Source organism: Actinosynnema sp. NPDC037264 (genome assembly GCF_055603705.1).
In genome coordinates this window covers 125,743-151,535 of sequence record NZ_JBVJVK010000001.1, presented here as the reverse complement: position 1 = coordinate 151,535, position 25,793 = coordinate 125,743, and the positions used below count along the sequence as shown (strand labels likewise).

Genomic DNA, 25,793 nt, shown 5'->3' with positions numbered 1-25,793 from the left:
CGGTGCGGCTGACCGTCCTGGGCGGTGTCGGCGCGTGGCCGACGGCCGCCCAGCCGTGCAGCGGCTACCTGGTGGAGCACGACGGGTTCGCGCTCCTGGTGGACCCGGGTTACGCGACGTTCCCGGCGTTGCAGGCGGTGCTGCCCGCGGCGGCGGTGGACGCCGTGCTGGTCAGCCACGGGCACCCCGACCACTGCGCCGACCTCAACCCGTTGCTTCGGGCCCGCGCGCTCGGAACTTCGGCGCCGGTGCTGCCCGTCCACGCGCCGGAGGGCGCCTTGGACCGCGTGCTGGCGCTGGACCAGGTGCCCGTGGCGCGCGCGTGCTCGGTGCACGTGGTCGAGCGGTCGTTCGAGGTGGGGCCGTTCCGGGTGGACACGTGGGACCTGCCGCACTTCGTGCCGAACGTGGGGCTGCGGCTGACGGCCGGCGGACGGGTGATCGCCTACACGGGTGACACCGGGCCGAGCCCGGCGCTGGTCGACCTCGCGCGGGACGCGGACGTGTTCGTGGCCGAGGCGACGTTCGCCCGGCACGTGCTGCCGGCGGACAACGCGCCGTACCTGTCGACGGCCGAGCAGGCGGGCGCGAACGCGCACCGGGCCGGTGTCGGCAGGCTCGTGCTGGCGCACCTGTGGCCGGGCGTCGACCCGGCGGAGCACCTGGAGGCGGCCGGGCACCCGGCCGACGTCGCCGTGCCGGGCCTGGTCCTCGACCTCTAGCGGCTCGTCAGGGGCGCAGGGCGTGCAGGACGTCCGCCACGTCGCGCGGGTCCGTGCCCAGGTCGAGCGGGGTGAAGACGTACAGCTGCTCGTGCTCGCCGCGGTGCCAGTCCAGCTCCAGCGTGGCCGTCTCGCGGCCGAGCCTGCGGGTGCGGGCCAGGCGCACCTTCACCTCGTGCCACGGCAGTTGCCGCGCGCCGCTCAGGGTGCGCACGGTGAGGCCTGAGTCGTCCACCAGCAGCCTGGGGCGCACAAAAGTGCCGTAGGCGCCCAGCGCGAGCTGGACGAGCGTGGCGAGGCCCAGGAACACCCGGCTGACGGGGTCCGAACTGAGGAACGTGACCAGCAGGAACACGGCGGCCAGGCCCCAGGCGAGGCCGACGAGGCCGGGTTGGGGCGACCAGGTGCGCGGTGGGTTCACGCTTTCGAGTCTGCCGCACTTGTGGACAACTAGGGCCTCCGACCGGGGCTTGTGCAAATTGGCGCAAAGTTGTCCACAGGAGTTGTCCCCATTGGGGATGACTTACAGCCGTGTGCTTCGGTGACCGTCAGGTGAACCGGGTGAACGACGGGGTAACGTGGAACGGCCCGGACGTGGAGCTCGTCCGGGCCGTCAGCCACTTGGCGTAGCGCGTGGTCAGCGCCATTTCATGGTCATCAGCAAGCCGACGATCATCAGGGCGAATCCGATGCCGAAGTTCCAGGACCCGAGGTCCATCATCACCGGGACCTTCTCGCCCGCGATGTAGTTGACCACCAGCCACGCCAGCCCCAACAGCATCATGCCGAGCATCACGGCGACGTAGACGGGGTGCGACGGCCCCGCTGCCTTGACCTTCACCGGGGTGCGGCGATCGGCAGGCGCCGTGTAGACGGCCTTCTTGCGGACCTTGGACTTGGGCATGCTGTCCTCGCCTGACGGGTGGATAGGCCTCCAGTGGCGCGAGTTCACGTCCACTGCTGGATGAACACGTTAACGTAACCGAGCAGGTCCCTGAAGCACCGTGTAGTCCTGGAACGTTCGGCTTGGGAGGTTTTCCGGTGAGCTACGACCCGCCCCCGCCGCAAGGCGGCCCGCCGGGCCGACCGCCACGACCCAGGCCACAGCCGCCCCACGTCACCGGCGAACCGCCGCTCCCGGGCCACCGTCCACCCACGCCGGCAAGCGGTTTCAGCAGGCCATCGACCCCTCCGGGTGGTTTCGACCGCCCGGCGGGCCCGAACCGGCCCGTCACCCCTCCCGGCGGTTTCGACCGCCCGCCGACGCCGCCGGGCGGGTTCGACCGGCCGGCGGGCCACTCCGGCGACCTCGACCGGCCGGCGACGCCCGCCGGAGGTTTCAGCCGTCCGGGGGAGTCCTACCCGCCCCGGCCCGAGCCGCCCCCGACCGGCCGCCGGGCGCGTCGCGACGAGGTGCCGCCTGCCGAGCCGTACCAGGCCGAGCCGTACCAGGCCGAGCCGTACGCCCCGGAGCCGCCGCCGACCGGCCGCCGAGCCCGCCGCGACGACGTCCCGCCGCCGGTCGAGCCGCCACCCACCGGTCGCCGGGCGCGCCGCGACGAGGCACCGCCGGCCGAGCCCCAGGTCGCCCGTCGCGCACGTCGTGACGAGGCCGAACCGGCCCGCGCGCGTCGTGCCGACGTGCCGCCGGTCGAACTGCCGCAGGCCGAGCCGCCGGTCGCCCGCCGTGCCCTCCGCGATGACGTCGCGCCGCCGGTGGAGCCCTACGGCGAGCCACCCGCCGTGCGCCGTGCCCGCCGGGACGACGCACCGACCCCGGTCGAGCCGCCGGTCGCCCGGCGCGCGCGCCGTGACGAGGCCGAACCGCCGTACGCCGAGCCGTCCCCGGCCGAACCGCCCGCCACGGGCCGCCGCGCGCGCCGTGACGAGATGGGCCCGCGCGTCGACCCGGCCGGCGCCGAACCGCCCGCCGGCCGCCGAGCCCGCCGCGACGACGTGCCGCCGCCCGTGCCGACGCACGCCGAGGAGACCTCGTACGTCGAGCCGGTCCGGGCCGACCCGCCGCCCGCCGGCCGCCGCGCCCTGCGTGACGAAGCGCCGGCCGCGGGCCGCCGCCGTCCGATCGACGACCCGTCCGTCCGGCCCGCCCCCTCCGAGGTGGCCGCCCGGCTCGGCGGGGCCGCGCCACCGCCCGGCGCGGCGCGCCCCCGGCCCGCACCGCCGGAGGCCGACGCCACCCGCTACACGAACGCGTTCTCCGGCAGCCTGCCGCCGCCCCCGGGCGCCCGGCCGCCCGCGCCGCCGCGCCGCCCTCGCCCCGTCGACCCGCCCACCGAGGTCATCGCACCCGTGGACGACTACGACGACGAGTACGAGGACTACGAAGACGAGTACTACGAGGACGACGACTACTACGACGACGAGGACGACCAGCCCGGCCCGCCGCCCGACAGCACGGCGCGCAAGGCGGTCCGCACCGTCGGCGAGCTGCTGATCACGGCCGGCCTGGTCATCCTGCTGTTCGTGGTCTACGAGGTGTACGTCACCGACCTCATCTCCGCCGGCAAGCAGGACGACGCCACCCAGGCGCTGGACGACCAGTGGAACGCGAACACGGTCGAGTCCGACCAGCAGCGCCAGGCCCAGTACGAGCTGCTCGACGGCCAGGCGTTCGCCAAGATGTACATCCCGGTGTTCGGCCCGGACTACAAGTTCTCCATCGTCGAGGGCACCACCGACAAGGACCTGGAGATCGGTCCCGGCCACTACAAGGGCACCGCGCTCCCGGGCGACCCGGGCAACTTCGCCGTCGCGGGCCACCGGGTCGGCAAGGGCGCGCCCTTCAACGACCTGGACCTGCTCAACTCGTGCGACGCGATCGTGGTCGAGACGCAGACCCAGTGGTTCGTCTACCGGGTGATGCCGAAGTCCGGCGAGGTGGCGGACTGGGCGGCGCGGCAGTCCGACCCGAAGTGCGCCAAGGTCTCGCCGCTGGGCGCGCCGTACGACAAGGCGGTCGGCCAGGCGATCGTGCTGCCCACCCAGGGCGAGGTGATCAACCCCGTGCCCTACTTCGAGGGCGAGGTGCCCGCGGCGCAGCAGGCGGCGCTGATGACGCTGACCACCTGCCACCCGCGGTTCTCCGACAAGCAGCGGCTCATCGTGCACTCGGTGCTGACGATGAGCTACCCGAAGGCGCCCGGTTTCGTGCCCGAAGAGATGAAGGAGCAGTGATGTACGGGTGGATCTGGCGGCACCTCCCCGGCCCGCTGCCCGTGCGCGTCCTCGAAGCGCTGGTGCTCGTGGCCGGGGTGGTGGCGCTGCTGATGTTCGTGGTGTTCCCGTGGGCGGAGCCGAAGCTGCCGTTCAACAACGTGACGACGCCCCAGTAGCCCTATGACCGGCAGATGTCGGTCATCTCCGCCCGGTCGACGACCTTCACCCGGTCACGGCCGCGCGCGGCGCCGAGGGCCAGCTCGTGGGCGTCGAGCCGGCGCCACCCGTCCACGGTGGTGAACGGCACGGCGCGCTGCTCCAGGAACCGGACCACGGCGTCGGGCGCGCGGCCCGGCGCGGCCGGCAGCAGCGGCGCGTCCGCGAGCAGGCTGGTGACGGTCTCCAGCGCGTCGCCCTTGGTGTGCCCGATGAGCCCGACCGGGCCGCGCTTGATCCAGCCGGTGACGTAGACGCCGGTCATCGCCTGCTCGTCCAGGTCGAGCACCCGGCCCGCCTGGTGCGGCACGGTGCCCGAGGCGTGGTCGAACGGCAGGTCCACCAGGTGCGTGGACAGGTAGCCGACGGCCCGGTACACCGCCTGCACCGGCCAGTCGGTGAACTCACCCGTGCCGCGCACGCCGCCGTCGCCGTCCAGCTCCATCCGCTCGGTGCGCAGGCCGGTGACCGACGACGAGCCCAGCACCTCGACGGGCGCTTCGAGGAAGTGCAGGTGCAGCCTGCGGGCACGCGAGCCGACGTCGCGGATCGCCCACTCCTGCAGCGTCTTGACCACCATCTCGACCTGCTTGTTCGACCGGATCGACGCCATGCTCGCCGCGTCGAAGTCGATGCCCTCCGGGTGCACGATCACCTCGACGTTGGGCGAGTGGTCGAGCTCGCGCAGCTCCAGCGGGGTGAACTTGGCCTGCGCCGGTCCGCGGCGGCCGAACACGTGCACGTCGGTGACCGGGCTCTGCTTCAGGCCCTCGTGCACGTTGTCGGGGATGTCGGTGCTGAGCAGCTCGTCGGCGGTCTTGGCCAGCACGCGGGCGACGTCGAGCGCGACGTTGCCGACGCCGAGGACGGCGACCTCGCGCGCCCGCAGCGGCCACGTGCGCGGCACGTCGGGGTGGCCGTCGTACCAGGAGACGAACTCGGCCGCGCCGTAGGAGCCGTCCAGGTCGATGCCGGGGATGTCCAGCGGGCGGTCCTTCTCCGCGCCGGTGGAGAAGATCACCGCGTCGTAGAAGTGCCTGAGGTCGTCGAGCTTGAGGTCGACGCCGTACTCGACGTTGCCGAAGAACCGGATCTCCGGCCGGTCCAGCACGCGCTGCAGGGCGTTGACGATGCCCTTGATGCGCGGGTGGTCCGGTGCGACGCCGTACCTGATCAAGCCGTACGGGGCGGGCATCCGCTCGAAGAGGTCGACGGCCACCTCGACGCCCGACTCGGCCGCGGACTTGGTCAGGATGTCGGCGGCGTAGATGCCGGCGGGGCCGGCGCCGACGACGGCGACGCGGAGAGAACGGGTCATACCACTAGGTTAGGTGAGCCTAAGCTCACTTCTGGCGAGAGGTTCGTCACGGCTACGCTGGCGCCATGCGCGTGCTCGTGGTCGACAACTACGACAGCTTCGTCTACAACCTCGTCCAGTACCTGGCCCAGCTCGGGGTCGAGTGCGTGGTCCGGCGCAACGACGCCGTCGAGCTGGACGAGATCGCCGAGGTCGGTGGCGTCCTCGTCAGCCCCGGTCCCAGCACGCCGGACAAGGCGGGCCGGAGCATGGACGTCATCCGCCACTGCGCGGACTCCGGCGTCCCGGTGTTCGGGGTGTGCCTGGGCCACCAGGCCATCGGCGCGGTGTGGGGCGGCACGGTCGACCTCGCGCCGGAGCTGCTGCACGGCAAGACCAGCGTCGTGCACCACAACGGCGGCGGCGTGCTCAACGGCGTGCCGAGCCCGTTCACCGCGACCCGCTACCACTCCCTGACCGTGCTGCCCGACACCATCCCGGCCGAGTTCGAGGTGACCGGGCGCACCGAGTCCGGCGTGGTCATGGCCATGCGCCACCGCGAGCTGCCGGTCGAGGGCGTCCAGTTCCACCCGGAGTCCGTGCTGACCGACGGCGGCCACCGGATGCTGGCGAACTGGCTCGCGGTGTGCGGGTTCGAGGTGCCCGAGGGCACCGTCCTCCAGCTCGAGAACGGCATGCGCCAGCTCGCCGCGGCGGCCCGGCGGAAGTAGCCGACCCGGCCCGTTGACGACGAAAGGCCCCCTCCGAGGTGGAGGGGGCCTTTTCGCGGTCCGGCTACCTGGTGGACGTGGGTCCGCCGACCTTGAACTCGGCCAGGATCACGTTGATCCGCGCGTTCTTGCCCGCCGGCGCGTTCGCCTTGATCTCCTGGTCCAGGATCTTGTTGTTCTGGCTGATGTCGGAGACCGTCTCCTTGTCGGTGACGGTGAGGTCGTTGCCCGTCCACCCGGCCTGGCTCAGCCTGGTGCGCGCCTGGTTCTCGGTGAGGCCGCGCAGGTCGGGCATGATGAACTGGTTGTTCTTGGACACGCTCAACGTCACCAGCGTGCCCTTCTCCGCCCGTCCCGGTCCCGGGTTCTGGGCCACGACCTCGTTGAGCGGTTCGGGGCTGTCGACGTCCTTGGTCTGCACCTTGAACCCGTTGCCCTCGAGCGTGGCGCGGGCGTTGTCCAGCGTCTGACCGGTCACGTCCGGCAGCTGCGCGGTCTCCGGCGCCTTGCCCAGCGTCACCGTGACCGCGCTGCCCTTGGCCGCCGAGACGCCGGGAGCCGGCGACTGCTCGACGACCTTGCCGACCAGGTTCGGGTCCTCGGTCTCGACGGTCTCGGTGGCCTGCTGGAAGACCCAGCCCTCGGCTTCCAGCTTCTTCTGCGCGTCGGTCGGGCTCAGCCCGGTGACGCTGGGCACCGGCGCGTTGTCGGCGCCCTTGCCGATCACCAGCTTGACCGAGCTGCGCTTCTCGACCTCGCGGTTGGCGGGCGGGTCGGTCAGGACCACCTTGCCGATCTGGTCCGCGTTGCAGGCCGGTTCGGAACCCGGCTGGCACGGCGTCAGCACGACCTCGACGGTCAACTGCCTGGCCTCCAACTCGGCCCGAGCCGCCGACTGCTCCTTGCCCACCAACGACGGCACGGTGACCTTGTCCGTGGCCGCGGTGTTGTCCTTCTCGCTGAGCAGCGTGGTGGTGATCCACGTGGCGAGGGCGAGCACGGCGATGCACAGCAGGACGACCAGGGTGACCATGATCGCCTTCTTGCGCCGGGCGCGCCGCTCTTCCTCTTCCTCGGCCAGCGGGTCGTACTCGGCGGGTTCCTCGCGCTGCGCGGAGGGCCGGTGCCGACCGCCGGCGGCCGGCGCGACCTCGGTGCGCGGCGACGACGTCTGGTTGAGCACCGCGGTGCGGTCCTCCGCCGTCATCACGGCGGGCGCCGAGGGCCGCTGACCGGACAGCACGCGCACCAGGTCCGCGCGCATCTCCGCGGCGGACTGGTAGCGGTTGGCCGGTCCCTTGGCCATCGCCTTGAGCACGATCGCGTCCAGCGCGGGCGTCACCTTCGGGTTCAGCGCCGACGGCGGCTTCGGGTCCTCCCGCACGTGCTGGTAGGCCACCGCCACGGGCGAGTCGCCGGTGAACGGCGGCTCCCCGGTCAGCAGCTCGAACAGCACGCAGCCCGACGCGTACACGTCGGACCGCCCGTCGACGGCCTCGCCGCGGGCCTGCTCCGGCGACAGGTACTGGGCGGTCCCTATCACCGCGGCCGTCTGGGTGACCGCGGCCTGGCCGTCGTGCACCGCGCGCGCGATGCCGAAGTCCATCACCTTCACCGCGCCCGCCCGGGTGATCATGACGTTCGCGGGCTTCACGTCCCGGTGCACGATGCCGTGCCGGTGGCTGAAGTCCAGCGCGGCCGACACGTCGGCCATGACCTCCATCGCCCGCTTGCCCGACAGCGGCCCCTGCGTCTTCACGATGTCGCGCAGCGTGCGGCCGTCGACGAACTCCATCACGATGTAGGGCAGCGGGCCGTACTCGGTCTGGGTCTCACCGGTGTCGTAGACCGCGACGATGGCGGGGTGGTTCAGCGCCGCCGAGTTCTGGGCCTCGCGACGGAACCGTTCCTGGAACTGGGTGTCACGGGCGAGGTCGGCGCGCAGGACCTTGATGGCCACGTCCCGGCCGAGCCGGACGTCCCGGCCCTTGTGCACCTCCGACATGCCGCCGTAGCCGAGGGTCTCACCCAGTTCGTAGCGGTTGGAGAGCAGTCGCGGAGTGCTCATCAGTGCTTCGTCCCGCTCCTCGTCAACGGTCTCACCATCAAGCCTTGCGTTCGCTTTCGTACCGTTTCAGCGTCAAGTCGGCACACACGTCACCGTGACCCGTGAGCCGATCGCAACCTCACCGGTCGGCGCCAGGTCCGACACCAGGCACCGCTCGGGCTCCAACGGCGCGCCCCCGTCCTCGGAGTGCACCTCGGGTTCCAAGCCGTGCCCGGAGAGCTTCTTCGCGACTTCGTCCACCGGGAGGTCGACGTAGTCGGACTTCGTGATCGTCACCTTCGGTTTGCCGGGGAGGCGATCGGTCGAGTCGTCCAACGGGCGGGCGCTCGTGGTGCCAGTGCCCTGCTGGTTCGCACCGCCGGGCACCTCGTCGCCCTTCAGCGCCCAGCGCAGGATGACCACGCCGAGCACCAGCAGCGCGACCAGCAGCACAGCGACCATAACCCACAGCGCGGCGCGGTTGCGCCCCGGCGGCCGCGGGCCCGGCGGCAACGGACGGAAAGCGCCCGTGTGCGGAGTGTTCATGCCTGGTGGGACGGGTTGCATGCCCGGTCGCGACCCGGGATGGGTCACCGGGTTGCCCAGATGGGGGTGCTGGGGATGGGGGTGCTGCGCGGGCGGCGTCATCGGCCCGGCCATCGGCGCGCCGACCGCCATCGCCAGGCCGGACGGCGCGGGCAGCGGCTGCCCGGCGCGCACCGCGCCCACCGCCGAGGCGAACTCGCCGCCGTTGCGGTAGCGCTGGCGCGGGTCCTTCACCAGGGTCGCCTCGATCAGCGCGCGCGGGCCCGGCGGCACGTCCGGCGGCAACGGCGGCGCGATGTCGCGGATGTGCATCATCGCGACCGTCACCGCGTTCTCCGACAGGAACGGCCGGTGCCCGGTCAGGCACTCGTAGCCGCACACCGCCAGCGCGTACACGTCCGACGCGGGCTCGGCGGCGTGGCCGAGGGCCTGCTCCGGCGCGATGTAGTGGGCGGTGCCCATGACCATGCCGCTGTGCGTGACCGGCGCCGCGTCCGCGGCCTTCGCGATGCCGAAGTCGGTGATCTTCACCTTGCCGGTCGGCGTCACCAGGATGTTGCCCGGCTTCACGTCCCGGTGCACCAGCCCGCGTTCGTGCGCCGCCTGCAACGCGTTGCCCGCCTGCTCCAGCAGGTCGAGCGTGCGGTCCGCGTTCAGCCTGCCGCGCGAGATGATCGCGGCCAGCGGCTCGCCCTCGACCAGTTCCATCACCAGGTAGGCGGTGTCCTCCGGCCCGTCCGGGATCGACGCGGTCTCGCCGTAGTCGTGCACCGCGGCGATGCCGGGGTGGTTGAGCGACGCGGTGGTGCGCGCCTCGATGCGGAACCGGTTGAGGAACTCGGCGTCGCCGCTGAGCTCCGCCTTGAGCACCTTCACCGCGACCTTGCGGTCGAGCCGGGTGTCGTCGGCCTCCCAGACCTCGCCCATGCCGCCGACGGCGATCCGCTTGCTGAGGCGGTACCGCTCGGCGAGCAACTGGCCGGAGGTCAGCATCAGCGTCCCCCGAGGTAGGCGCCGATGACCGCGCGTCCGATCGGGGCGGCGACCCGGCCGCCGGTGGCCGACAGGCCCTGCTGGCCGCCGTTCTCCACGATCACCGCGATCGCGATCTCCGGCTTCTCGGCCGGCGCGAACGCCACGTACCAGGCGTGCGGGTTGGTCGAGCGCACGTTCTCGCCGTGCTCGGCGGTGCCGGTCTTGGACGCGATCGTCACGCCGCTGAGCTTGCCGCCGCCACCGGTGTTGTTCTCCGAGGCGATCATCATGTCGCGCAGCGCCTTGGCGTGGTCGGCCTCCATGGCCTCGTCGACCTCGTCCGGCTTGGTCTCGCTGATCGCCTGGAGGTCGGGCGCCAGGATCTTGCCGACCAGGTGCGGCTGCATCCGCACGCCGCCGTTGGCGATGGTCGCCGCCATCACCGCGTTGGCCAGGGGCGTCACCCGGACGTCCTTCTGGCCGATGCCGGTCTGGTAGATCGACGGCTTGTCCGACATCGGGCCGAGCGTCGAGGGCACCACCGACAGCGGGATCGACAGGTCCTGCTCGCCGATGCCGAACTTGGCCGCCTGGTCGCGCAGCTTGTCCGCGCCCAGCTCGGCGGCCAGCACCGCGAACGCCGTGTTGCACGACTTGGCCAGCGCCTCCTGCAGCGTGGCCGTGACGCCGTCGCCGCACTGGGTGTCGTTGAAGTTCGGCAGCGGGGTGTTCGTGCCGGGCAGCGTGATCACCGGGCGGCCGTCGACCTTGGTGTCGTTGGTCTTGCCCTCGGCCAGCGCCGCCGCCGTCACGACCAGCTTGAACGTCGAGCCGGGCGGGTAGTTCTCGTGCACCGCGCGGTTGAGCATCGGCTTGGACTTGTCGGCGTCGTAGCCGGTCCAGGCCTCTTCCTGCACGTCGACGTCGTGGCTGGCGAGCACGTTCGGGTCGTAGGACGGCGTGCTGGCCATGGCCAGGATCTCGCCGGTCTGCGGCCGGATCGCGACGACCGTGCCGGTCACGCCCTGCAGCCGCTCGAACGCCGCCTGCTGGAGCTTCGCGTCGATGGTCAGCTGCAGGCTGCCGCCCTTGGGGTCGCGGCCGGTGATCAGGTCCGACACCCGGCGGGCGAACAGCCGGTCGTCCGAGCCGTTGAGCAGGTCGTCCTCGGCGCGCTCCATGCCGCCCGCGCCGTACAGAGTGGAGAAGTAGCCGGTCACGGGCGCGAACACCGGCCCGTTGGCGTAGGTCCGCAGGTAGCGCAGCCGGTCGTCCACCCGCTGCACGCTGGCCAGCGGCGTGCCGTCGGCGGCGATGATCTGGCCGCGTTCCCGCGAGTACTGGTCCAGGATCACCCGGCGGTTCAACGGGTCCTTGCGGTAGTCGTCGGCCTTGATGACCTGCACGTACGTCGCGTTGCCCAACAGCAGGAGGATCATCGCCATCATGGCGAGGCCGACCCGGCGGAGCGGTGTGTTCATTTCGGACGCTCCACCATGACTGTGAACTGGTCGGCGATCGCCGGCTGCTGCGGTCGCGGCTTCGGCGTCGACTTCGGCGCGCGTGCCGCGTCCGAGATGCGCAGCAACAGCGCCACCAGGATGTAGTTGGCCAGCAGCGAGGAACCGCCGTAGGACAGGAACGGCGCGGTGATGCCCGTCATCGGGATCAGCTTCGTCACGCCGCCGACGACGATGAAGATCTGGAACGCCACCGCGAACGCCAGACCGCCGCCGAGCAGCTTGCCGAACGTGTCGCGCACGGCGAGCGCGCTGCGCAGGCCGCGCAGGGCGAACACGGTGTAGATCAGCAGCACCGCGGCCAGCCCGACGAAGCCGAGCTCCTCGCCGATCACCGCGGTGATGAAGTCGGTGTTGGCCTCGGGGATCTGGTCCGGCCGCCCGCCGCCGAGACCCGCGCCGAACAACCCGCCGGTGCCGAGCCCGAACAGCGACTGCACGATCTGGTAGCCCGCCCCGGACGGGTCCGCGAACGGGTCGAGCCAGTTCTGCACCCGGATCTGGACGTGGCCGAACAGCTTCCACGCCACGAACGCGCCGACGCAGAACATCATCACGCCCAGCACGACCCACGCGGCCCGCTCGGTCGCCACGTACAGCAGCACCAGCACGATGCCGAAGAACAGCAGCGAGCTGCCCAGGTCCTTCTGCAGGACCATGATGCTCACGCCGACCGCCCACGCGGCGATCAGCGGGCCGAGGTCGCGGGCCCGCGGCAGGTCCAGGCCGAGGACCCGGCGGCCCGCGATGGTGAACAGGTCCCGCTTCGACACCAGGAACGCGGCGAAGAACACCATCAGCAGGATCTTCGCGAACTCGCCCGGCTGGATCGAGAACGCGCCGAAGCTCAGCCAGATCTTCGCGCCGTTGATCTCCGGCGCGATGAAGCTCGGCAGCACGCCGGGCAGCACCAGCGCCACCAGCCCGAGCAGCCCGGCCGTGTAGCCGTAACGGGCCAGCGTGCGGTGGTCGGACAGCACCTTCAACGCGGTGCAGAACAGCACCAGCGCGATCGCCGTCCAGAGCACCTGCTTCGGCGCGGCGGAGGACCACACCTGGTTGTTCGGCAGCTTCACGTCCGCCATGGCCAGGTCGATCCGGTGGATCATGACCAGGCCGAGGCCGTTGAGCAGCGCGACGCACGGCAGGATCACCGGGTCGGCGTAGGGCGCCCACTTGCGCACCGCGAGGTGCGCCACGGTCAGCAGCCCCAGGTACGCCAGGCCCAACCACAGGATCCTCATGCTGAGTTCCTGCTCCTGGTTGGCCTCCACCAGGATCAGCGCGCCCGTCACCAACGTGGCGGCGAACGCCAGCATGAACAGTTCGGTGCTTCGTCGCGTGGGCGGCCTCAACCCGGGCGACGTGCTGCTCGCCGCCGCGAGCGGTGTGCCCTCAGCGCCGGTGACCGGCGAACCCATGCGACTACTGACCCTTTCGGCAATCCGTGCCCGGCTGCTGCACGGGCGTGGTGAGGGGTGTCCCCTCCACAGTGGTGGACGCCGGCGCCTCGGTCGAGGTTGCCGTCGGCGGCGCGGCGGTGGTGGACGTCCCCGTGGTGCTCTCCGCGGTGTCCTTCGGGCAGAACGGCAGCGTCTGCTCGGTGCGCAGCCTGCGGATCGCCTCCCGGGCGCCCTCCAGGCCGTCCACGTCGGTGATGCCGTTGCGCACGACGTCCCTGGTGGCGACCTTCAGGTCCTCCACCGTGATCGGCTCGCACGCCTGCGCGCCCGGCGGGCACGAGCCCTCCACCTTGCGGTGCAGGTCGAAGCCGAACACGCTGCCGGTGACGCCGCGGAACACCGACACCTCGCCGTTGTCGCCCTCGCCGACGTAGTACTGGCGCAGGACGTACCAGCGCGTGCCCAGGCCGGCCGCGACCACCAGCAGGAGCAGGAACACCACCAGGGCGAGCGCCTTGAGCCGGTTGCCGCGCGCCCGCCGGGGGTCCGGCGGTGGCATCGGCTCGACCCGCTGCGGGATCGGGCGCGGCCCGGTGATGGAACTCGCCCGCGAGGCGGGCGAGTCGGGTGGTGGCGGGTCTTCGCTGCCGTCGCCGGCCGCGCCGCCCACTATGGGCGCGTCCTCCCCGAAGTCGACGTCGACCACGTCGGCGACGACGACCGTCACGTTGTCGGGGCCGCCGCCCTTGAGCGCCAGCTCGATCATCCGGTCCGCGCACGCCTGCGGGTCCGGGATGCGGATCGCCTCTTCCAGCGTCTCCATGCTGACCACGCCGGACAGGCCGTCCGAGCACAGCAGGTAGCGGTCGCCCGGACGGGCCTCCCGCACCATCAGCCTCGGCTCCACCTCGTGGCCGGTCAACGCGCGCAGCAGCAGCGAGCGCTGCGGGTGCGTGGCCGCTTCCTCTTCGGTGATCCGTCCCTCGTCGATCAACGACTGCACGAACGTGTCGTCGTGCGTGATCTGCGTGAACGTGCCGTTGCGGAGCATGTAGGCGCGGGAGTCGCCGATGTGCACCATGCCCAGCCGCGAGCCCGCGAACAGCACGGCGGTGAGCGTGGTGCCCATGCCGTCCAGGTCGGGGTCGCTCTGCACGAGCTCGGAGATGGCGCCGTTGCCGGCGATCACCGCGTCGCGCAGCTGGCCGAGCAGGTCGTCGCCCGGCTCGTCGTCGTCGAGCGGGGCCAGGGCGGCGATGACGACCTTGCTGGCCACCTCGCCCGCGGCGTGGCCGCCCATGCCGTCGGCGAGCGCGAGCAGGCGTGGACCCGCGTACACGGAGTCCTGGTTGTTCGAGCGGACCAGGCCCCGGTCGCTGCGGGCCGCGTATCGGAGGACGAGAGTCATGAGCGCAGCTCGATCACCGTTTTGCCAATTCGGATCGGGGAGCCGAGCGGAACCCGGATCGGGGCCGTGACCTTCGCCCGGTCGAGATACGTGCCGTTCGTGGAGCCGAGGTCTTCCACGTACCAGTCGGTGCCGCGCATCGACAGCCGCGCGTGCCTGGTCGACGCGAAGTCGTCGTCCAGCACGAGCGTGGAGTCGTCGGCACGGCCGATCATGATCGGCCTGCCGTCCAGGGAGATGCGCGTGCCCGCCAGCGCGCCGTGTGTCACGACGAGCTGTCGGGCCGCCTTGTTGCCCCGGGCGGCCTTGTTAGTGCCTCTGCCGAACTTGGGCGTCGGGACACGGAGCCCCGACGCCGCGTACAGGTCGGAGCGGACCACTCGAAGCGCAGCCAACACGAACAACCAGAGCAGGACGAGGAAACCCGCTCTGGTCAGCTGCATCACCAGCTCTGGCACCGGTTGTAACCGCTCCTGACTTGAGTGCCGTCACGCCTACGCCCGAATCGACCGCTCAGCCCTGGGTGCGGTAGACCAGCGAGGAGTGGCCGATGCGGACGACGTCGCCTTCCGCGAGCTGCCAAGTCTGCACTGGTGTGCCGTTCACCGTGGTGCCGTTTGTCGAACCGAGATCAGCGAGCATGGCACTGTGCCCGTCCCACGTGATCTCCAGGTGCCTCCTGGAGACCCCGGTGTCGGGGAGCCGGAAGTCCGCTTCCTGGCCGCGGCCGACCACGTTGCCGCCCTGCTTGAGGTTGTAGGTGCGGTTGGAGCCGTCGTCGAGGTGCAGCGTCGCGTTCAGCTGCCGGGGACCGGACTGGACCGCCGGCGGCGCGTAACCGCCCTGCGCCGGGTCGGCGTAGCCCTGCTGGCCGTACCCCTGGTCGTAGCCGGGCTGCTGGCCGTAGCCCTGCTGCCCGTAGCCCTGGTCGTAGCCGGGCTGCTGGCCGTAGCCCTGGTCGTAGCCGGGCTGTCCGTAACCGGGCTGCTGCTGACCGTAACCCTGGTCGTAGCCCTGCTGCTGCCCGTAGCCCTGCTCGTAGCCGGGCTGCTGCTGGCCGTAGCCCTGGTCGTAGCCGGGCTGCTGGCCGTAACCCTGGTCGTACCCGGGCTGCTGCTGGCCGTAGCCCTGGTCGTAACCGGGTTGCTGCTGACCGTATCCCTGCTGGTCATAGCCCTGCTGCTGCTGGCCGTAGCCGCCCTGTGCATAGGGGTCGTAGGCGGGCTGGCCCTGTCCTTGTCCGTAGCCGGGAGGCTGGCTCATGGATCCGTCTCCTGCAGTGCGAGGTGGTGCTGACCGTCGGCTGGCAACTTTCACGTCGGGGTCGACGGACGAGCTGGTTCGGAACTGTCCCGTGTGCAGCGCGTCGGAGCGCTCCAGGGAGACTACGACGTCACCATAGGTATCCCATCCGCTCTCTTCGAGGTGCTCCCGGATGGAGTCCCCCAGAAGCTGGGTGATGCGTAGTTCATCCTGACCGTCCCCGGCAAGCCGATCGTGGTCCTGCGGACCCAGCAGGACCTGGAAGTGGTTCGGAGCGAGCAACCTGCCACCCGCCAACTCGCGGATGTTGCTCTCCGCCTCCCGCTGCAGTGCCTGGGCCACTTCCTGCGGGACGACGTTGCCACCGAACACACGCGCGAAGGTGTTCCCGACGATGCCTTCGAGACGGCGCTCGAAGCGCTGTACGAGGCCCACGGCAACCCTCCGACCCGGTCGACTTCCAAGACCGATCGTATCCGGGCTGACGTGGCGGGACACGGGGCAATTGGTAACCCGGACGGGGACCATGCTAGTGTTCTCCACGTCGCTCCGGGCGAGTGGCGGAATGGCAGACGCGCACGGTTCAGGTCCGTGTGTCCGAAAGGACGTGGGGGTTCAACTCCCCCCTCGCCCACCAAAACCATGAAGTCCCATCCACGGTCGTGGGTGGGACTTCATGGTTTTTCCGTCTTTTCGCCGCCGGCGGTCGCGTGATGTCTGTCACCCGCACAGCCGCGGCCGAACGTGGCGGCTCGGGGGCGGTCGGTCGATTTCGCGCGGCGAGCGGTCGGCGGTGTGGTGGTCGGGCCGGCCGGCGGCCCCGGTCCGGCGGTCGTTCCAGGCGAGCGACGCACACGCTGAGCAGTCTTCCGGGCTCCGAGGGCCGCCCGGGTCACCCAGACGGCAGCACCGCCGGGCCGAAGTCCCCCCGCCGGTCGCCGACCGGTTACCGACCGCTCGACGCCGCCGATCGCAGGACGCCTTTTGCCCCGGGGGTGCGACCGGTCCCACCTGGTACGCCTTACCCAGAGCACGAGTCGAAACGCGGCGGACAGCCCGTCGTGGTTGCCGAGGAGGCCCTGGCGTGAGCAGCACACCAGCACGGATCGCGGACACCGACGACGCCAGGGCGCTGTCGGCAACCGCCGTTCCGGTTCCCGAACTGCCCGGCTCCGTCGAGGAGCTGGCCGCCTCCGCGGCGGTGCGCCTCGGCTGGCACGGCGTGGTGCTGCCCGAGATGGTCCTCATGGGGCGCAAGGTGATCGTGGTGGCGGAGCTGCTGGCCGACGCGCACGCCGAGCGGCTGTGCCTCGGCGCGGGCCCGGAGACCGACCGCACCACCGTGTCCACCTGGGTGTGGCCGGAGATGGACGGCCGCGTGCCGCCCGCCGCGGTGCGGATCGTCGGCGTCCTGGCGGTCGCCCGGCACTGGCGGACCGCGCTGGCCTCGGCGGTGCCGTTCGCCCGCTTCGGCAACGCCGCCGCCGTCCTGCCGACGTCGGTCGTCTTCACGCACGACTACCTGGCCAACTGCCTGCCGCGGGTGCGCCGCTACGGCGTCTCGGTGCTGCTGGCCGACGAGGAGCTCCAGCTGAGCACGGACGTCGCCGGCCGCAACGAGACCGTGCCGGTCGAGGACACCGCGACCACCCGTTGGGTGAACGAACTCGTCTACGAGCAGGTGCTGGCGACCGCGTCCTGACCTACGGTCGGACCATGCGGGTAGTGATCGCGGGCGGACACGGCAAGATCGCGTTGCGGGTGGAGCGGCTGTTGGCCGCGAGGGGCGACAGCGCCACGGCGCTGGTGCGCAACCCGGACCACCACGCGGACGTGCTGGACGCGGGCGGTGTCCCCGTCCACTGCGACCTGGAGGCGACCGACGTCGCTTCGGTCGCGGAACTGTTGACCGGCGCGGGTGCGGCGGTGTTCGCCGCGGGCGCCGGACCCGGCAGCGGGGTGGCGCGCAAGGACACGGTGGACCGCGCCGCGGCGGTGTTGTTCGCGGAAGCGGCGGAACGGGCGGGCGTGCGCCGGTTCATCCAGATCAGCGCCACGGGCATCGGCCGCACCACCGGCGACGAGGTCTTCGACGCCTACCTGGCCGCGAAGGGCGCCGCCGAGGAGGACCTGCGCGAACGGGACCTGGACTGGACGATCCTGCGCCCGGGCCGGCTGACCGACGACGAGCCGACCGGCCACGTCCAACTCTCCGAAAATCCGCTACGGGGTTCCGTACCGCGAGCCGACGTGGCCGCCGTCGTCGTCGCCCTCCTGGACCGCCCCGGCACCGTCCGCCGCACCTACGAACTGATCTCGGGCGACACCCCGATCGCCGACGCCTTCTAGCCCCACGACCCCCCGCGCCGTCCACTGACACGCCCTCCACCGACACGCCCTTCCCCAAAGGAAGGGCTTCGTGTCATCCCGCCGACCTGGCTCCGCTCTACCGCGCGTGTCAAGGGGGCCTGTTCACCGATACCTCGCGGCATTCACCGATGCCTGCCCCCTTGATACGTGTGGTAGCCCGTAGGGAGGTCGGTGGGATGACACGAAACCCGACCCACAACGGACCCGGCGCGTACCCACCCACCGGTCGTCATCCTGCTGATCTGCTGTCCGGCGAGGACTCTTTGATCTTTTCGCCCTAGCCTCACCGCACCCAACCGCACCCAACCGCACCCAACCGCACCCAACCGCGGCTTACCGAAGCTCACCGAGCACTCGGTCGAGGTAGGCGTTGGTGAACTTCCCCTCCGGGTCGACCTCTCCCCGCACCCGCCGGAAGTCGTCGAAGTGCGGGTACCGTCCCCGCAAGTCGTCAGCCGAGAGCCGGTGCATCTTGCCCCAGTGCGGGCGCCCGCCCACCGCGCCCGCGATCCGCTCGAACGCGTCGAAGTACCGCCGGTACGGCATCCCGAGGTACTGGTGCACCGCGATGTAAGCCGTGTCACGTCCGTGCGCCGTGGACAGCCAGATGTCGTCACCCTGGGCCACCCGCACCTCGACCGGCACGATGACGCCGTGCTCGAGGCCGCCCACCGCCGCCCGCAGCTCTCTCAGCACGTCGTGCAGCGCCGCCCGCGGCACGGCGTACTCGGTCTCCACGAACCGCACCCGCCGGGGCGTGACGAAAACCCGGTGTGAGACGTCCCGGTAGTCGCGCTCCGACAGCAGCGACCCGCACACCCGGTTGAGCGTCCTGGTGGTCGACGGCACGGCCTTCGCCAGCTTGCAGACCAGCCCGAACGCGCCGTTCTCCATCACCTCGTACTCGTAGAACCGGCGCAGCGCCGACAGCGGCGCGGCGGGCTCGTCGACCCGGTTGTTCCGCTTCACGATCACCCGGTCGGAGTGCGGGAACCAGTGGAACTCCACGTGGTCCTCGACCGCGGTCAGGTGGTCGAACTCCTCCAGCACCGCGTCCAACCGACCGGGGAACTCGCGGGCGTGCAGCACGAACGACGGCACGCACCGCAGCGTGACCGTGCTGATCACCCCCAGCGCGCCGAGCCCGACCCTGGCCGCGTGGAACAGCTCGGGCCGCTCCTCGGCCGAGCACCGCATCAGCGACCCGTCCGCGAGCACGAGCTCCAGCGCCACGACCTGCGTCGCCAGCCCGCCGAGCTTCGCCCCGGTGCCGTGCGTCCCCGTCGAGATCGCGCCCGCGACGGTCTGCGCGTCGATGTCCCCGAGGTTCGCCATGGCCAACCCGAGCACGTCCAGCAACGCGTTGAGCTGGTGCAACGTCGTCCCCGACCGGACCGTCACCAAGGTTCCGGACACGTCGACGATCCCGGTCCACGCGTCGAGGTCGATCGCCACGCCGGGCGCGACCGCGATCCCGGTGAACGAGTGCCCGCTACCGCGCGGGCGGACACTGGACGCGCCCACCACGACCGAAGCGAGCTCGTCGACGCTCGCCGGGTGCTCTACCCGGTGGGGGTTCGCGGACGCCGTGCGAGCCCAGTTCGTCCACGGGGACGCCATGCCCACCTCCGGATGTGACGCGTTCCACGAACCGTAGGTGAAAGCTATTCACCTTTCAAGTACGGTGAGGCCCATGCAGCACCGCACGCGCCTGGACGCCGCGACGGAGGAGCACGACCCCCCGCTCGCGATCGTCGACCTGGACGCCTTCGACAGCAACGCGGCCGACCTCGTGCGCCGCGCGGCCGGGCGGCCGATCCGGGTGGCGAGCAAGTCCGTCCGGGTCCGCGCGCTGCTGGAACGGGTGCTCGCACGGCCGGGTTTCGCGGGCGTCATGTGCTACTCGCTGGCCGAGGCGCTGTGGCTGTCGTCGGTCGACCTCTCCGAAGACCTCCTGGTCGCCTACCCGACCGTCGACCAGGCGGCGCTGACCGAGCTCGCCAAGGACGACAAGGCGCGGGCGAGGATCACGATCGTGGTCGACTCGACCGCGCACCTCGACCTGGTCCACTCCGTGCTCGGCCCCGACCACCCGGAGATCCGGGTGTGCCTGGAGCTGGACGTGTCCTGGCGGCCGGTGCCCGGGCTGCACATCGGCCCACGCCGGTCACCCGTGCACACGGCACGTGAAGCGCGTGCCCTGGCCGAGGCGATCGTGCGCCGGCCGGGGTTCCGGCTGGTGGGCGTGATGGGCTACGAGGGGCAGATCGCGGGCCTGGGCGACCAGCCGCCGGGCAAGCCGGTGCGCGGCGCGGTCCTGCGCTGGATGCAACGGCACTCGGCCGCCGAGCTGGTCGAACGCCGCACCGTCGCGATCGCCGCCGTGCGCCAGGTCGCCGAGCTGGAGTTCGTCAACGGCGGCGGCACGGGCAGCCTGGAGATCACCGCCGCCGACCCGTCGGTCACCGAGCTCGCGGCCGGGTCCGGGCTCATCGGCCCGACCCTGTTCGACGGCTACCGCGGCTTCCAGCCCAAGCCCGCCGTGCTGTTCGCCCTGCCGGTCGTGCGCAGACCGAAGCGGCACGTGGCCACGCTGTTCTCCGGCGGCTACATCGCCTCCGGCACCGCCACCGCCGACCGCCAGCCGACCCCGTACCTGCCGGTAGGGCTGAAGCTGCTGCCGCTGGAGGGCGCGGGCGAGGTGCAGACCCCGGTGGTGGGCCGGGCGGCCGACTCGCTGCGCCTCGGCGACCGCGTGTGGCTGCGGCACGCCAAGGCGGGCGAGTTGGCCGAGCGGTTCACCCACTACCACGTCGTGCGGGGCGGCGTGGTGGAGCGGACCGTGCCCACCTACCGGGGCGAGGGGCACTCGTTCGGCTGAACAACCCAACCCGACCGACCCAACCCAACGCAACCCGACCGAACCCGACCCGGCCGACCAAACCTGGCCGTGGACAGCCGACCCGACCCAACCCGACCCGACCTGGCCCGACCTGGGACCTAACTCGGAAGTCGTGTCGACAGGTACCCGCGCACCAACGCCTTGGCCTCCTCGAGGATCCGCTGGTCACCGGCCGGGTCGCGGCGGAACGCGAGGTTCAGCACGCCGTCCGCCGCCTCGACCGCGATCGAGATCGGCAGCTGCAGCTCGGTGAGCGGGATGTCGAACTTCGCCGAGATCATCTCCGCGATCCGGTCCGAGATGACCGTGTTGTTGTCGCGCCGGTCGTCGAGCAGCCGCATGTCGACCACGTCGCCGAAGTGCAGCTTCGAGAACGCGGGCACCTCGCGGTGCATCGAGACGTACACGTCGAAGATCGAGTCGACGGCGTCCCACCAGTGGTCGAGGGTGGTCGAGGTGAACCGGCCGTCCACCGTCTGGATGAACTTCTCCAGGTTGCGCAGGGTCAGCGCCTGCACGACGGCCCGTTTGTCGGGGAAGAACTGGTACAGCGAGCCGACCGCGACACCCGCGCGCTCGGCGATCAATGTCGTGGTGACTCCGTCGTAGCCGACCTCCTCGATGAGCTGTGCGCAGGCCTCGAGCATCCGCTCGACGCGCTTGGCGCTGCGCTGCTGCACCGGCTGACGGCGCAGCGGGGTCGTACTGGTCACGGCGACTCCTGCTGAATGGATGGCGGGACTCCATAGTGCCCGGTAATGGACCTTTCCACTTCACTTCACCGCGCAACACGCCTACGATCCGAATCACTTTCATGTTCTGGGAGGCTTGCGTGACCCTGTCCGACGACTTCCTGTGGGGCGTGTCGACCTCCGCCTTCCAGATCGAGGGCTCGTTCACCGCCGCCGGCAGGCAACCGTCCGTGTGGGACGCGTTCCCGGCGTTCGAGGGGCAGGACGCGTCCGTGGCGTGCGACCACTACCGCCGCTACCGCGAGGACGTCGGCCTGATGCGGTCCCTGGGCGTCGGCGCCTACCGGTTCTCCGTGTCCTGGCCGCGGGTGCTCGCGGGCGACCTGGTCTTCTACGACCGGCTGGTGGACGAGCTGCTGGAATCCGGCATCGCGCCCGTCGTCACGCTGTACCACTGGGACACGCCGCTGGCCGTCGAGGCCGAGGGCGGCTGGCTCGCCCGCGACACCGCCCACCGGTTCGCCGAGTACGCCGAGCGGGTCGCCGCACGCCTGGCCGACCGGGTCGCGATGTGGATCCCGATCAACGAGCCCGCGATGGTCACCCTGCTCGGGTACGCCACCGGGCAGCACGCGCCGGGCAAGGCGCTGCTCTTCGACGCCCTGCCGACCGCCCACCACCTCAACCTCGCGCACGGGCTCGCGGTGCAGGCGCTGCGGTCCGTCGGAGCGCGCGCCGTGGGCACGGCCAACAACCACACGCCCGCCTGGCCCGCCACCCCGGCCGACGGGCCCGCCGCCGACGCCTACTCCGATCTGCACAACTGGCTCTACGCCGACGCGCAGCTGGCCGGCCGCTACCCGGACTCGCTGGCCGACCGCTTGCCGATCGTGGACGGCGACCTGGCGATCACCTCCGCGCCGCTCGACTTCTACGGCGTCAACTACTACAACCCGACCCGGCTGCGGCTGCCGTCCGAGGGCAACCCACTGCCGTTCGAGCTGGTGGACGTCGACGAGTACCCGAAGACCGGCTTCGGCTGGCCGGTGGTGCCGTCCGGGCTGTCCGAGATGATCTCCCTGTTGCGAGATCGATTTGTCGACTTGCCGCCCGTCTACGTGACCGAGAGCGGGTGCAGCTACCCCGACTCGCTCGACGACACCGAGCGGATCGCGTACCTGGACGCGCACATCGCGGAAGCCCTGAAGGCCGACGTGCGCGGGTACTTCGTGTGGTCCCTGATGGACAACTTCGAGTGGGACTCGGGGTACTCGCAGCGGTTCGGCCTCGTCCAGGTCGACTACCAAACGCAGCAACGCACCCCGCGTGCCTCCTACGAGTGGTACCGCGATCGGATCAGGCAGTGACGGCGGAGGCGTTGGCGGAACCGGCCGTCCCGGTCCGCCGGTCGTGGATGACGTGGCTGTTCCTGGCCAACCTCGGCCTCTGGCTGGCCATCTACGCGCCCATCCAGGTGCTGCTGCCGCAGCAGGCCGAACTGCTCGACTCCACCGCGAAGGAAGCGGTGTTCGGCCTGGTCACGGGCATCGGCGCGGTCGTCGCCCTGGTCGCGAACCCGCTGATCGGGCTGTCGTCGGACCGCACCACGTCCCGGTTCGGCCGGCGGCACCCGTGGACGCTCGCGGGCGCGCTCGTCGGCGCCGTCGGCCTGGCGGTGCTGTCGTCCGCGTCATCCGTCGGTGTGATGGTGATCGGGTGGTGCCTGGTGCAGGCCGGGCTGAACGGGATGCTCGCCAGCCTCACCTCCGCCGTGCCCGACCGGGTGCCCGTGCGGCAGCGGGCCAAGGTGGGCGGGCTCGTCGGCATCTCCCAGATGCTCGGCACGGTGCTCGGCGCGATCGTGGTGACGGTGCTGGTCAGCGGCCTGGCGAACGGGTACCTGGCGTGCGCGGCGCTGGTCGTGGCCGGTGCGCTGGCGTTCGTGCTGATCACCCCGGACGTCCGCCTGCCGCCCGCCGCCCGCCCGGCGCTGCGGTGGCGCGAGCTGTGGGTGTCGCCGAGGCGGCACCCGGACTTCGCCTGGGCGTGGTGCGCGCACTTCATGATCAACCTGGGCAACGCGTTCGGCACGCTCTACCTGCTGTACTTCCTCGGTGACGTGGTCCGGCACCCGGAACCCGAGAACGGCCTGCTGGTGCTGATGCTGCTCTACGGCGTGGCGCTGGCGATCGGCGCGTTCGCCGTCGGCGCCCGCTCCGACCGCACCGGCCGCCGCAAGCCGTACGTGCTCCTGGCGGCCGGCGTGATGGCGCTGGCCGCGTTGCTGCTGGTCGCGTGGCCGACGTGGCCGGCCGCGCTGATCGCCGCGCCGCTGCTCGGGCTCGGCTTCGGCGCGTACTGGGCGGTGGCGCTGGCCCTGCTGACGCAGGTGCTGCCCGCCGCGTCGGACCGGGCCAAGGACCTCGGCGTGCTCAACATCGCCAACTCGCTGCCCCAGGTGATCGCGCCGCTGCTGACGACGTTCGTGCTGGCGTCGCTAGGCGGGTACCGGGGGTTGTTCGCCGTGTCGGCGGTCGCCACGCTGTGCGCGGCGGCGTTCGTGACCAGGGTTCGTTCCGTGGCTTAGGGGGAGTTCGTTGCGGTTGGCGGGTAAGGCGGTCGTGGTGACCGGCGCGTCGCAGGGCATCGGCGCGGCGACGGCCCGGACGCTCGCGGGGCGCGGTTCGGTTGTCGTGCTGGTGGCACGCGGCGGTGAAGCGCTCGATGAGCAGGTCGAACGGATCACGGCGACCGGTGGGCGTGCGCTCGCCGTGCCGGCGGACCTTGCGGACGTCGACGGGATCCGCACGCTCGCCGAACGGGTGGTCGCCGAGGTCGGCGTGCCGGACGTGCTGGTCAACAACGCGGGCGTCGGCCGCTGGCTGTTCCTCGACGAGACCCCGACCCCCGAGCTGGCCGGGATGATCGCCCTGCCGTTCACCGCCGCGCTGCACCTGACCAGGGAGTTCCTGCCCGGCATGCGGGCGCGCGGCTCCGGGCGGGTGGTCAACGTCAACTCGCCGGTGTCCCGCCTGCCGATCCCCGGCGCGACCGGGTACGCGGCGGCCCGCTACGCGTTGCGCGGGATGACCGCGGCGCTGCGGATGGACCTGCGCGGCACCGGGGTCGGGGTGAGCGAGGTCGTGCCGGGCAAGGTGAGCAGCAGGTACTTCGTCAACAACCCCGGCGCCGAGGAGCGGATCCCGAGGCTGGCCAGGCTGATCCCGACCGTCACGCCGGAGGTGGTCGCGGCGCGGATCGCCGACGTGGTGGAGCGGGAGCGGGACGAGGCGGTGTTCCCGTGGCAGTTGAAGGCGTTCGACCTGGCCGGCCGGCTGTTCCCGGGGGTGACCGGGTACCTGACCTGGCTGACCGGCACCCACCGCTGACCGCGCCGACCGGCCTCACCACCGACCCGGCTGATCACGCTGACCGGGCTGATCTCGCTGACCGGGCTGATCTCGCTGACCGGGCTGATCACGCTGAACGGCCCCGACGTCCGCGCGGGAGGTGCGGACATCGGGGCCGAGTGGTGCCCGCGGACCAGTGTCGGTCGGGGAGGGAAGGTGTGCACAACACCGGCCCGCGGATGTCTGTGTAGTTGGTTCCTGCTGCTGGCACTCTGGCTGGGTGGAGCTTTGGCTGGTGGAACTCTGGCTGGTGGAGCTTTAGCTGGCCGGCGGTCCGTTCGTCGCGGTCGGGGGTTCGCACGTCCCGGACCGCCGGCCAGTAGGCGGGTGCTCGACCTGGTCGCGTCGGGGGAACGACAGGTCGGGGCCGCCCGTTAGTGGGCTCGGACCACCATTCCCCGGCGCGAACGGGTGACAGGAGGCGTCACCGGCGCCGATCGGAGGTGCCGAGCCGGGCGCGGGGCCAAACCGCCCGCGACCAGGTGTTCGTACGCGGCGCGCCACACCGAGCAGGGGCTCTTCTGCTGCCGCCACCGTCCGGAGCACTCGGGGCAGTTGCCCTTCTCGTCCGGTTCGTGCGCGGCGAGCAGGGCCCGCCACCCCTCGGTCAGCCGAGGGAGCTCGGAACGTGCCACCGACAGGAGGGACGGGGCGTCGGCCTCGTTGGCCAGCTCTGTGAGCAGGTCCAACCGCTCCCACACCGCGTTGCGAAGAACTTGTCCGAGGATCTCGTCCACCGAAACGTCACCGTCACCTTTCCGCCTGCTCGGCGGCCTCACGTAGCGCGGCCCTGAGTTGTACGAGTTGGTCGGCCGAAAGGACCGCCGTCTCGCCGGGAGGACCGACCAGGACCACGCGGCCCCGGTCGACCATCACGGTGAGGCAGCGCTCCCGGTCGACCACGTCGCTGCAGCGGATGCGCCACCAGCGACGGTGCCCGGTCGTGCCGCGCCATCCGGAGCCGAGGTCGGTCGACTCCTGGACGGACAGGGGTGAGGGAGAGGCGTCGGTCGCGGCCACGGCAGGCGCTGCCGACCCACCAGGGGCCCTCACCGCCCGCTCGATCAGGTCCACGACATGTTCCTCTCCGTGCTCACTCGCTTACCGGAACTTA

The 25,793-nt window shown here is 71.4% G+C and carries 24 protein-coding genes and 1 tRNA gene; 11 read left to right on the top strand and 14 right to left on the bottom strand.

Annotated features, from left to right (window positions below):
* The first annotated feature begins 2 nt into the window (after nt 1-2).
* Nucleotides 3-722: an MBL fold metallo-hydrolase gene (locus tag ACZ7GX_RS00760; RefSeq protein WP_498771336.1), complete on the top strand. Its 720-nt coding sequence runs from the start codon at nt 3-5 to the stop codon at nt 720-722.
* 7 nt (nt 723-729) lie between these two features.
* On the opposite strand, the gene ACZ7GX_RS00755 is transcribed toward ACZ7GX_RS00760, so the two are convergent.
* Together ACZ7GX_RS00755 and crgA are read right to left on the bottom strand one after the other, a co-directional pair.
* On the bottom strand, nt 730-1,143 hold the full coding sequence (locus tag ACZ7GX_RS00755) for a PH domain-containing protein (protein WP_498771334.1): 414 nt from the start codon (nt 1,141-1,143) through the stop codon (nt 730-732).
* Nucleotides 1,144-1,359: 216 nt separating this feature from the next.
* A complete protein-coding gene (gene crgA, locus ACZ7GX_RS00750; protein WP_053714567.1) occupies nt 1,360-1,626 on the bottom strand; it encodes a cell division protein CrgA in 267 nt (88 codons plus the stop codon).
* 509 nt (nt 1,627-2,135) lie between these two features.
* Here crgA and ACZ7GX_RS00745 point away from each other — a divergent pair.
* Together ACZ7GX_RS00745 and ACZ7GX_RS00740 are read left to right on the top strand one after the other, a co-directional pair.
* Nucleotides 2,136-3,917, top strand: a complete 1,782-nt coding sequence (locus tag ACZ7GX_RS00745) for a class E sortase (RefSeq protein ID WP_498771332.1) — start codon at nt 2,136-2,138, stop codon at nt 3,915-3,917.
* Nucleotides 3,917-4,075, top strand: coding sequence for a hypothetical protein (locus ACZ7GX_RS00740; RefSeq protein ID WP_170185175.1), 159 nt, complete (start codon nt 3,917-3,919; stop codon nt 4,073-4,075). The genes ACZ7GX_RS00745 and ACZ7GX_RS00740 overlap by 1 nt, the downstream gene beginning before the upstream one ends.
* A gap of 2 nt (nt 4,076-4,077) precedes the next feature.
* Here the strand turns inward: ACZ7GX_RS00740 and ACZ7GX_RS00735 are convergent, their stop codons facing one another.
* On the bottom strand, nt 4,078-5,433 hold the full coding sequence (locus ACZ7GX_RS00735; protein ID WP_498771330.1) for an FAD-dependent oxidoreductase: 1,356 nt from the start codon (nt 5,431-5,433) through the stop codon (nt 4,078-4,080).
* 65 nt (nt 5,434-5,498) lie between these two features.
* Here ACZ7GX_RS00735 and ACZ7GX_RS00730 point away from each other — a divergent pair, with 65 nt between their 5' ends.
* Nucleotides 5,499-6,143, top strand: coding sequence for an aminodeoxychorismate/anthranilate synthase component II (locus tag ACZ7GX_RS00730; protein ID WP_498771328.1), 645 nt, complete (start codon nt 5,499-5,501; stop codon nt 6,141-6,143).
* Between the two features lie 64 nt (nt 6,144-6,207).
* On the opposite strand, the gene pknB is transcribed toward ACZ7GX_RS00730, so the two are convergent.
* From pknB to ACZ7GX_RS00695, 7 genes are all read right to left on the bottom strand, one after another.
* Nucleotides 6,208-8,211, bottom strand: coding sequence for a Stk1 family PASTA domain-containing Ser/Thr kinase (pknB, locus tag ACZ7GX_RS00725; RefSeq protein ID WP_498771326.1), 2,004 nt, complete (start codon nt 8,209-8,211; stop codon nt 6,208-6,210).
* Between the two features lie 72 nt (nt 8,212-8,283).
* Nucleotides 8,284-9,729, bottom strand: coding sequence for a serine/threonine-protein kinase (locus ACZ7GX_RS00720; RefSeq protein WP_498771324.1), 1,446 nt, complete (start codon nt 9,727-9,729; stop codon nt 8,284-8,286).
* On the bottom strand, nt 9,729-11,192 hold the full coding sequence (locus tag ACZ7GX_RS00715) for a peptidoglycan D,D-transpeptidase FtsI family protein (RefSeq protein WP_498771322.1): 1,464 nt from the start codon (nt 11,190-11,192) through the stop codon (nt 9,729-9,731). The genes ACZ7GX_RS00720 and ACZ7GX_RS00715 overlap by 1 nt, the downstream gene beginning before the upstream one ends.
* On the bottom strand, nt 11,189-12,652 hold the full coding sequence (locus ACZ7GX_RS00710) for an FtsW/RodA/SpoVE family cell cycle protein (RefSeq protein WP_498771320.1): 1,464 nt from the start codon (nt 12,650-12,652) through the stop codon (nt 11,189-11,191). The genes ACZ7GX_RS00715 and ACZ7GX_RS00710 overlap by 4 nt, the downstream gene beginning before the upstream one ends.
* A 4-nt stretch (nt 12,653-12,656) precedes the next feature.
* The gene (locus ACZ7GX_RS00705; protein WP_498771318.1) at nt 12,657-14,042 is read right to left on the bottom strand and encodes a PP2C family protein-serine/threonine phosphatase; all 1,386 of its coding nucleotides are present in this window, start codon (nt 14,040-14,042) and stop codon (nt 12,657-12,659) included.
* A complete protein-coding gene (locus tag ACZ7GX_RS00700) occupies nt 14,039-14,500 on the bottom strand; it encodes an FHA domain-containing protein FhaB/FipA (protein ID WP_498771316.1) in 462 nt (153 codons plus the stop codon). The genes ACZ7GX_RS00705 and ACZ7GX_RS00700 overlap by 4 nt, the downstream gene beginning before the upstream one ends.
* Before the next feature lie 55 nt (nt 14,501-14,555).
* On the bottom strand, nt 14,556-15,740 hold the full coding sequence (locus tag ACZ7GX_RS00695; protein ID WP_498771314.1) for an FHA domain-containing protein: 1,185 nt from the start codon (nt 15,738-15,740) through the stop codon (nt 14,556-14,558).
* 116 nt (nt 15,741-15,856) lie between these two features.
* Between ACZ7GX_RS00695 and ACZ7GX_RS00690 the strand changes: the two genes are divergently transcribed.
* From ACZ7GX_RS00690 to ACZ7GX_RS00680, 3 genes are all read left to right on the top strand, one after another.
* Nucleotides 15,857-15,942: transfer RNA gene (locus ACZ7GX_RS00690), tRNA-Leu, on the top strand.
* Nucleotides 15,943-16,389: 447 nt separating this feature from the next.
* Nucleotides 16,390-17,007, top strand: coding sequence for a hypothetical protein (locus ACZ7GX_RS00685; RefSeq protein ID WP_498771311.1), 618 nt, complete (start codon nt 16,390-16,392; stop codon nt 17,005-17,007).
* Between the two features lie 14 nt (nt 17,008-17,021).
* The gene (locus tag ACZ7GX_RS00680) at nt 17,022-17,654 is read left to right on the top strand and encodes an SDR family oxidoreductase (protein WP_498771309.1); all 633 of its coding nucleotides are present in this window, start codon (nt 17,022-17,024) and stop codon (nt 17,652-17,654) included.
* Nucleotides 17,655-18,008: 354 nt separating this feature from the next.
* Here ACZ7GX_RS00680 and ACZ7GX_RS00675 read toward each other — a convergent pair whose 3' ends face one another.
* Nucleotides 18,009-19,295 carry a D-arabinono-1,4-lactone oxidase gene (locus ACZ7GX_RS00675; protein ID WP_498771307.1) on the bottom strand — a complete coding sequence of 429 codons (1,287 nt, stop codon included), beginning with the start codon at nt 19,293-19,295 and terminating at the stop codon, nt 18,009-18,011.
* A gap of 73 nt (nt 19,296-19,368) precedes the next feature.
* On the opposite strand from ACZ7GX_RS00675, the gene ACZ7GX_RS00670 reads away from it, so the two are divergent.
* Nucleotides 19,369-20,556, top strand: a complete 1,188-nt coding sequence (locus tag ACZ7GX_RS00670) for an amino acid deaminase/aldolase (protein ID WP_498771305.1) — start codon at nt 19,369-19,371, stop codon at nt 20,554-20,556.
* A 119-nt stretch (nt 20,557-20,675) separates the two neighbouring features.
* Here the strand turns inward: ACZ7GX_RS00670 and ACZ7GX_RS00665 are convergent, their stop codons facing one another.
* On the bottom strand, nt 20,676-21,290 hold the full coding sequence (locus ACZ7GX_RS00665) for a TetR/AcrR family transcriptional regulator (RefSeq protein WP_498771303.1): 615 nt from the start codon (nt 21,288-21,290) through the stop codon (nt 20,676-20,678).
* A gap of 119 nt (nt 21,291-21,409) precedes the next feature.
* Here ACZ7GX_RS00665 and ACZ7GX_RS00660 point away from each other — a divergent pair, with 119 nt between their 5' ends.
* From ACZ7GX_RS00660 to ACZ7GX_RS00650, 3 genes are read left to right on the top strand one after another with little or no spacing between them, the layout of a single operon-like run.
* Entirely contained in the window at nt 21,410-22,636 is a 1,227-nt protein-coding gene (locus ACZ7GX_RS00660) for a glycoside hydrolase family 1 protein (protein WP_498771301.1), read from the top strand.
* 47 nt (nt 22,637-22,683) lie between these two features.
* Nucleotides 22,684-23,856 (top strand): MFS transporter, encoded by a 1,173-nt coding sequence (locus tag ACZ7GX_RS00655; RefSeq protein ID WP_498771954.1) that lies wholly within the window; start codon nt 22,684-22,686, stop codon nt 23,854-23,856.
* A gap of 16 nt (nt 23,857-23,872) precedes the next feature.
* On the top strand, nt 23,873-24,658 hold the full coding sequence (locus tag ACZ7GX_RS00650) for an SDR family NAD(P)-dependent oxidoreductase (RefSeq protein WP_498771299.1): 786 nt from the start codon (nt 23,873-23,875) through the stop codon (nt 24,656-24,658).
* A gap of 395 nt (nt 24,659-25,053) precedes the next feature.
* On the opposite strand, the gene ACZ7GX_RS00645 is transcribed toward ACZ7GX_RS00650, so the two are convergent.
* A complete protein-coding gene (locus ACZ7GX_RS00645) occupies nt 25,054-25,416 on the bottom strand; it encodes a hypothetical protein (protein WP_053714584.1) in 363 nt (120 codons plus the stop codon).
* 13 nt (nt 25,417-25,429) lie between these two features.
* On the bottom strand, nt 25,430-25,753 hold the full coding sequence (locus ACZ7GX_RS00640) for a hypothetical protein (RefSeq protein ID WP_498771297.1): 324 nt from the start codon (nt 25,751-25,753) through the stop codon (nt 25,430-25,432).
* Nucleotides 25,754-25,793: the final 40 nt, after the last annotated feature.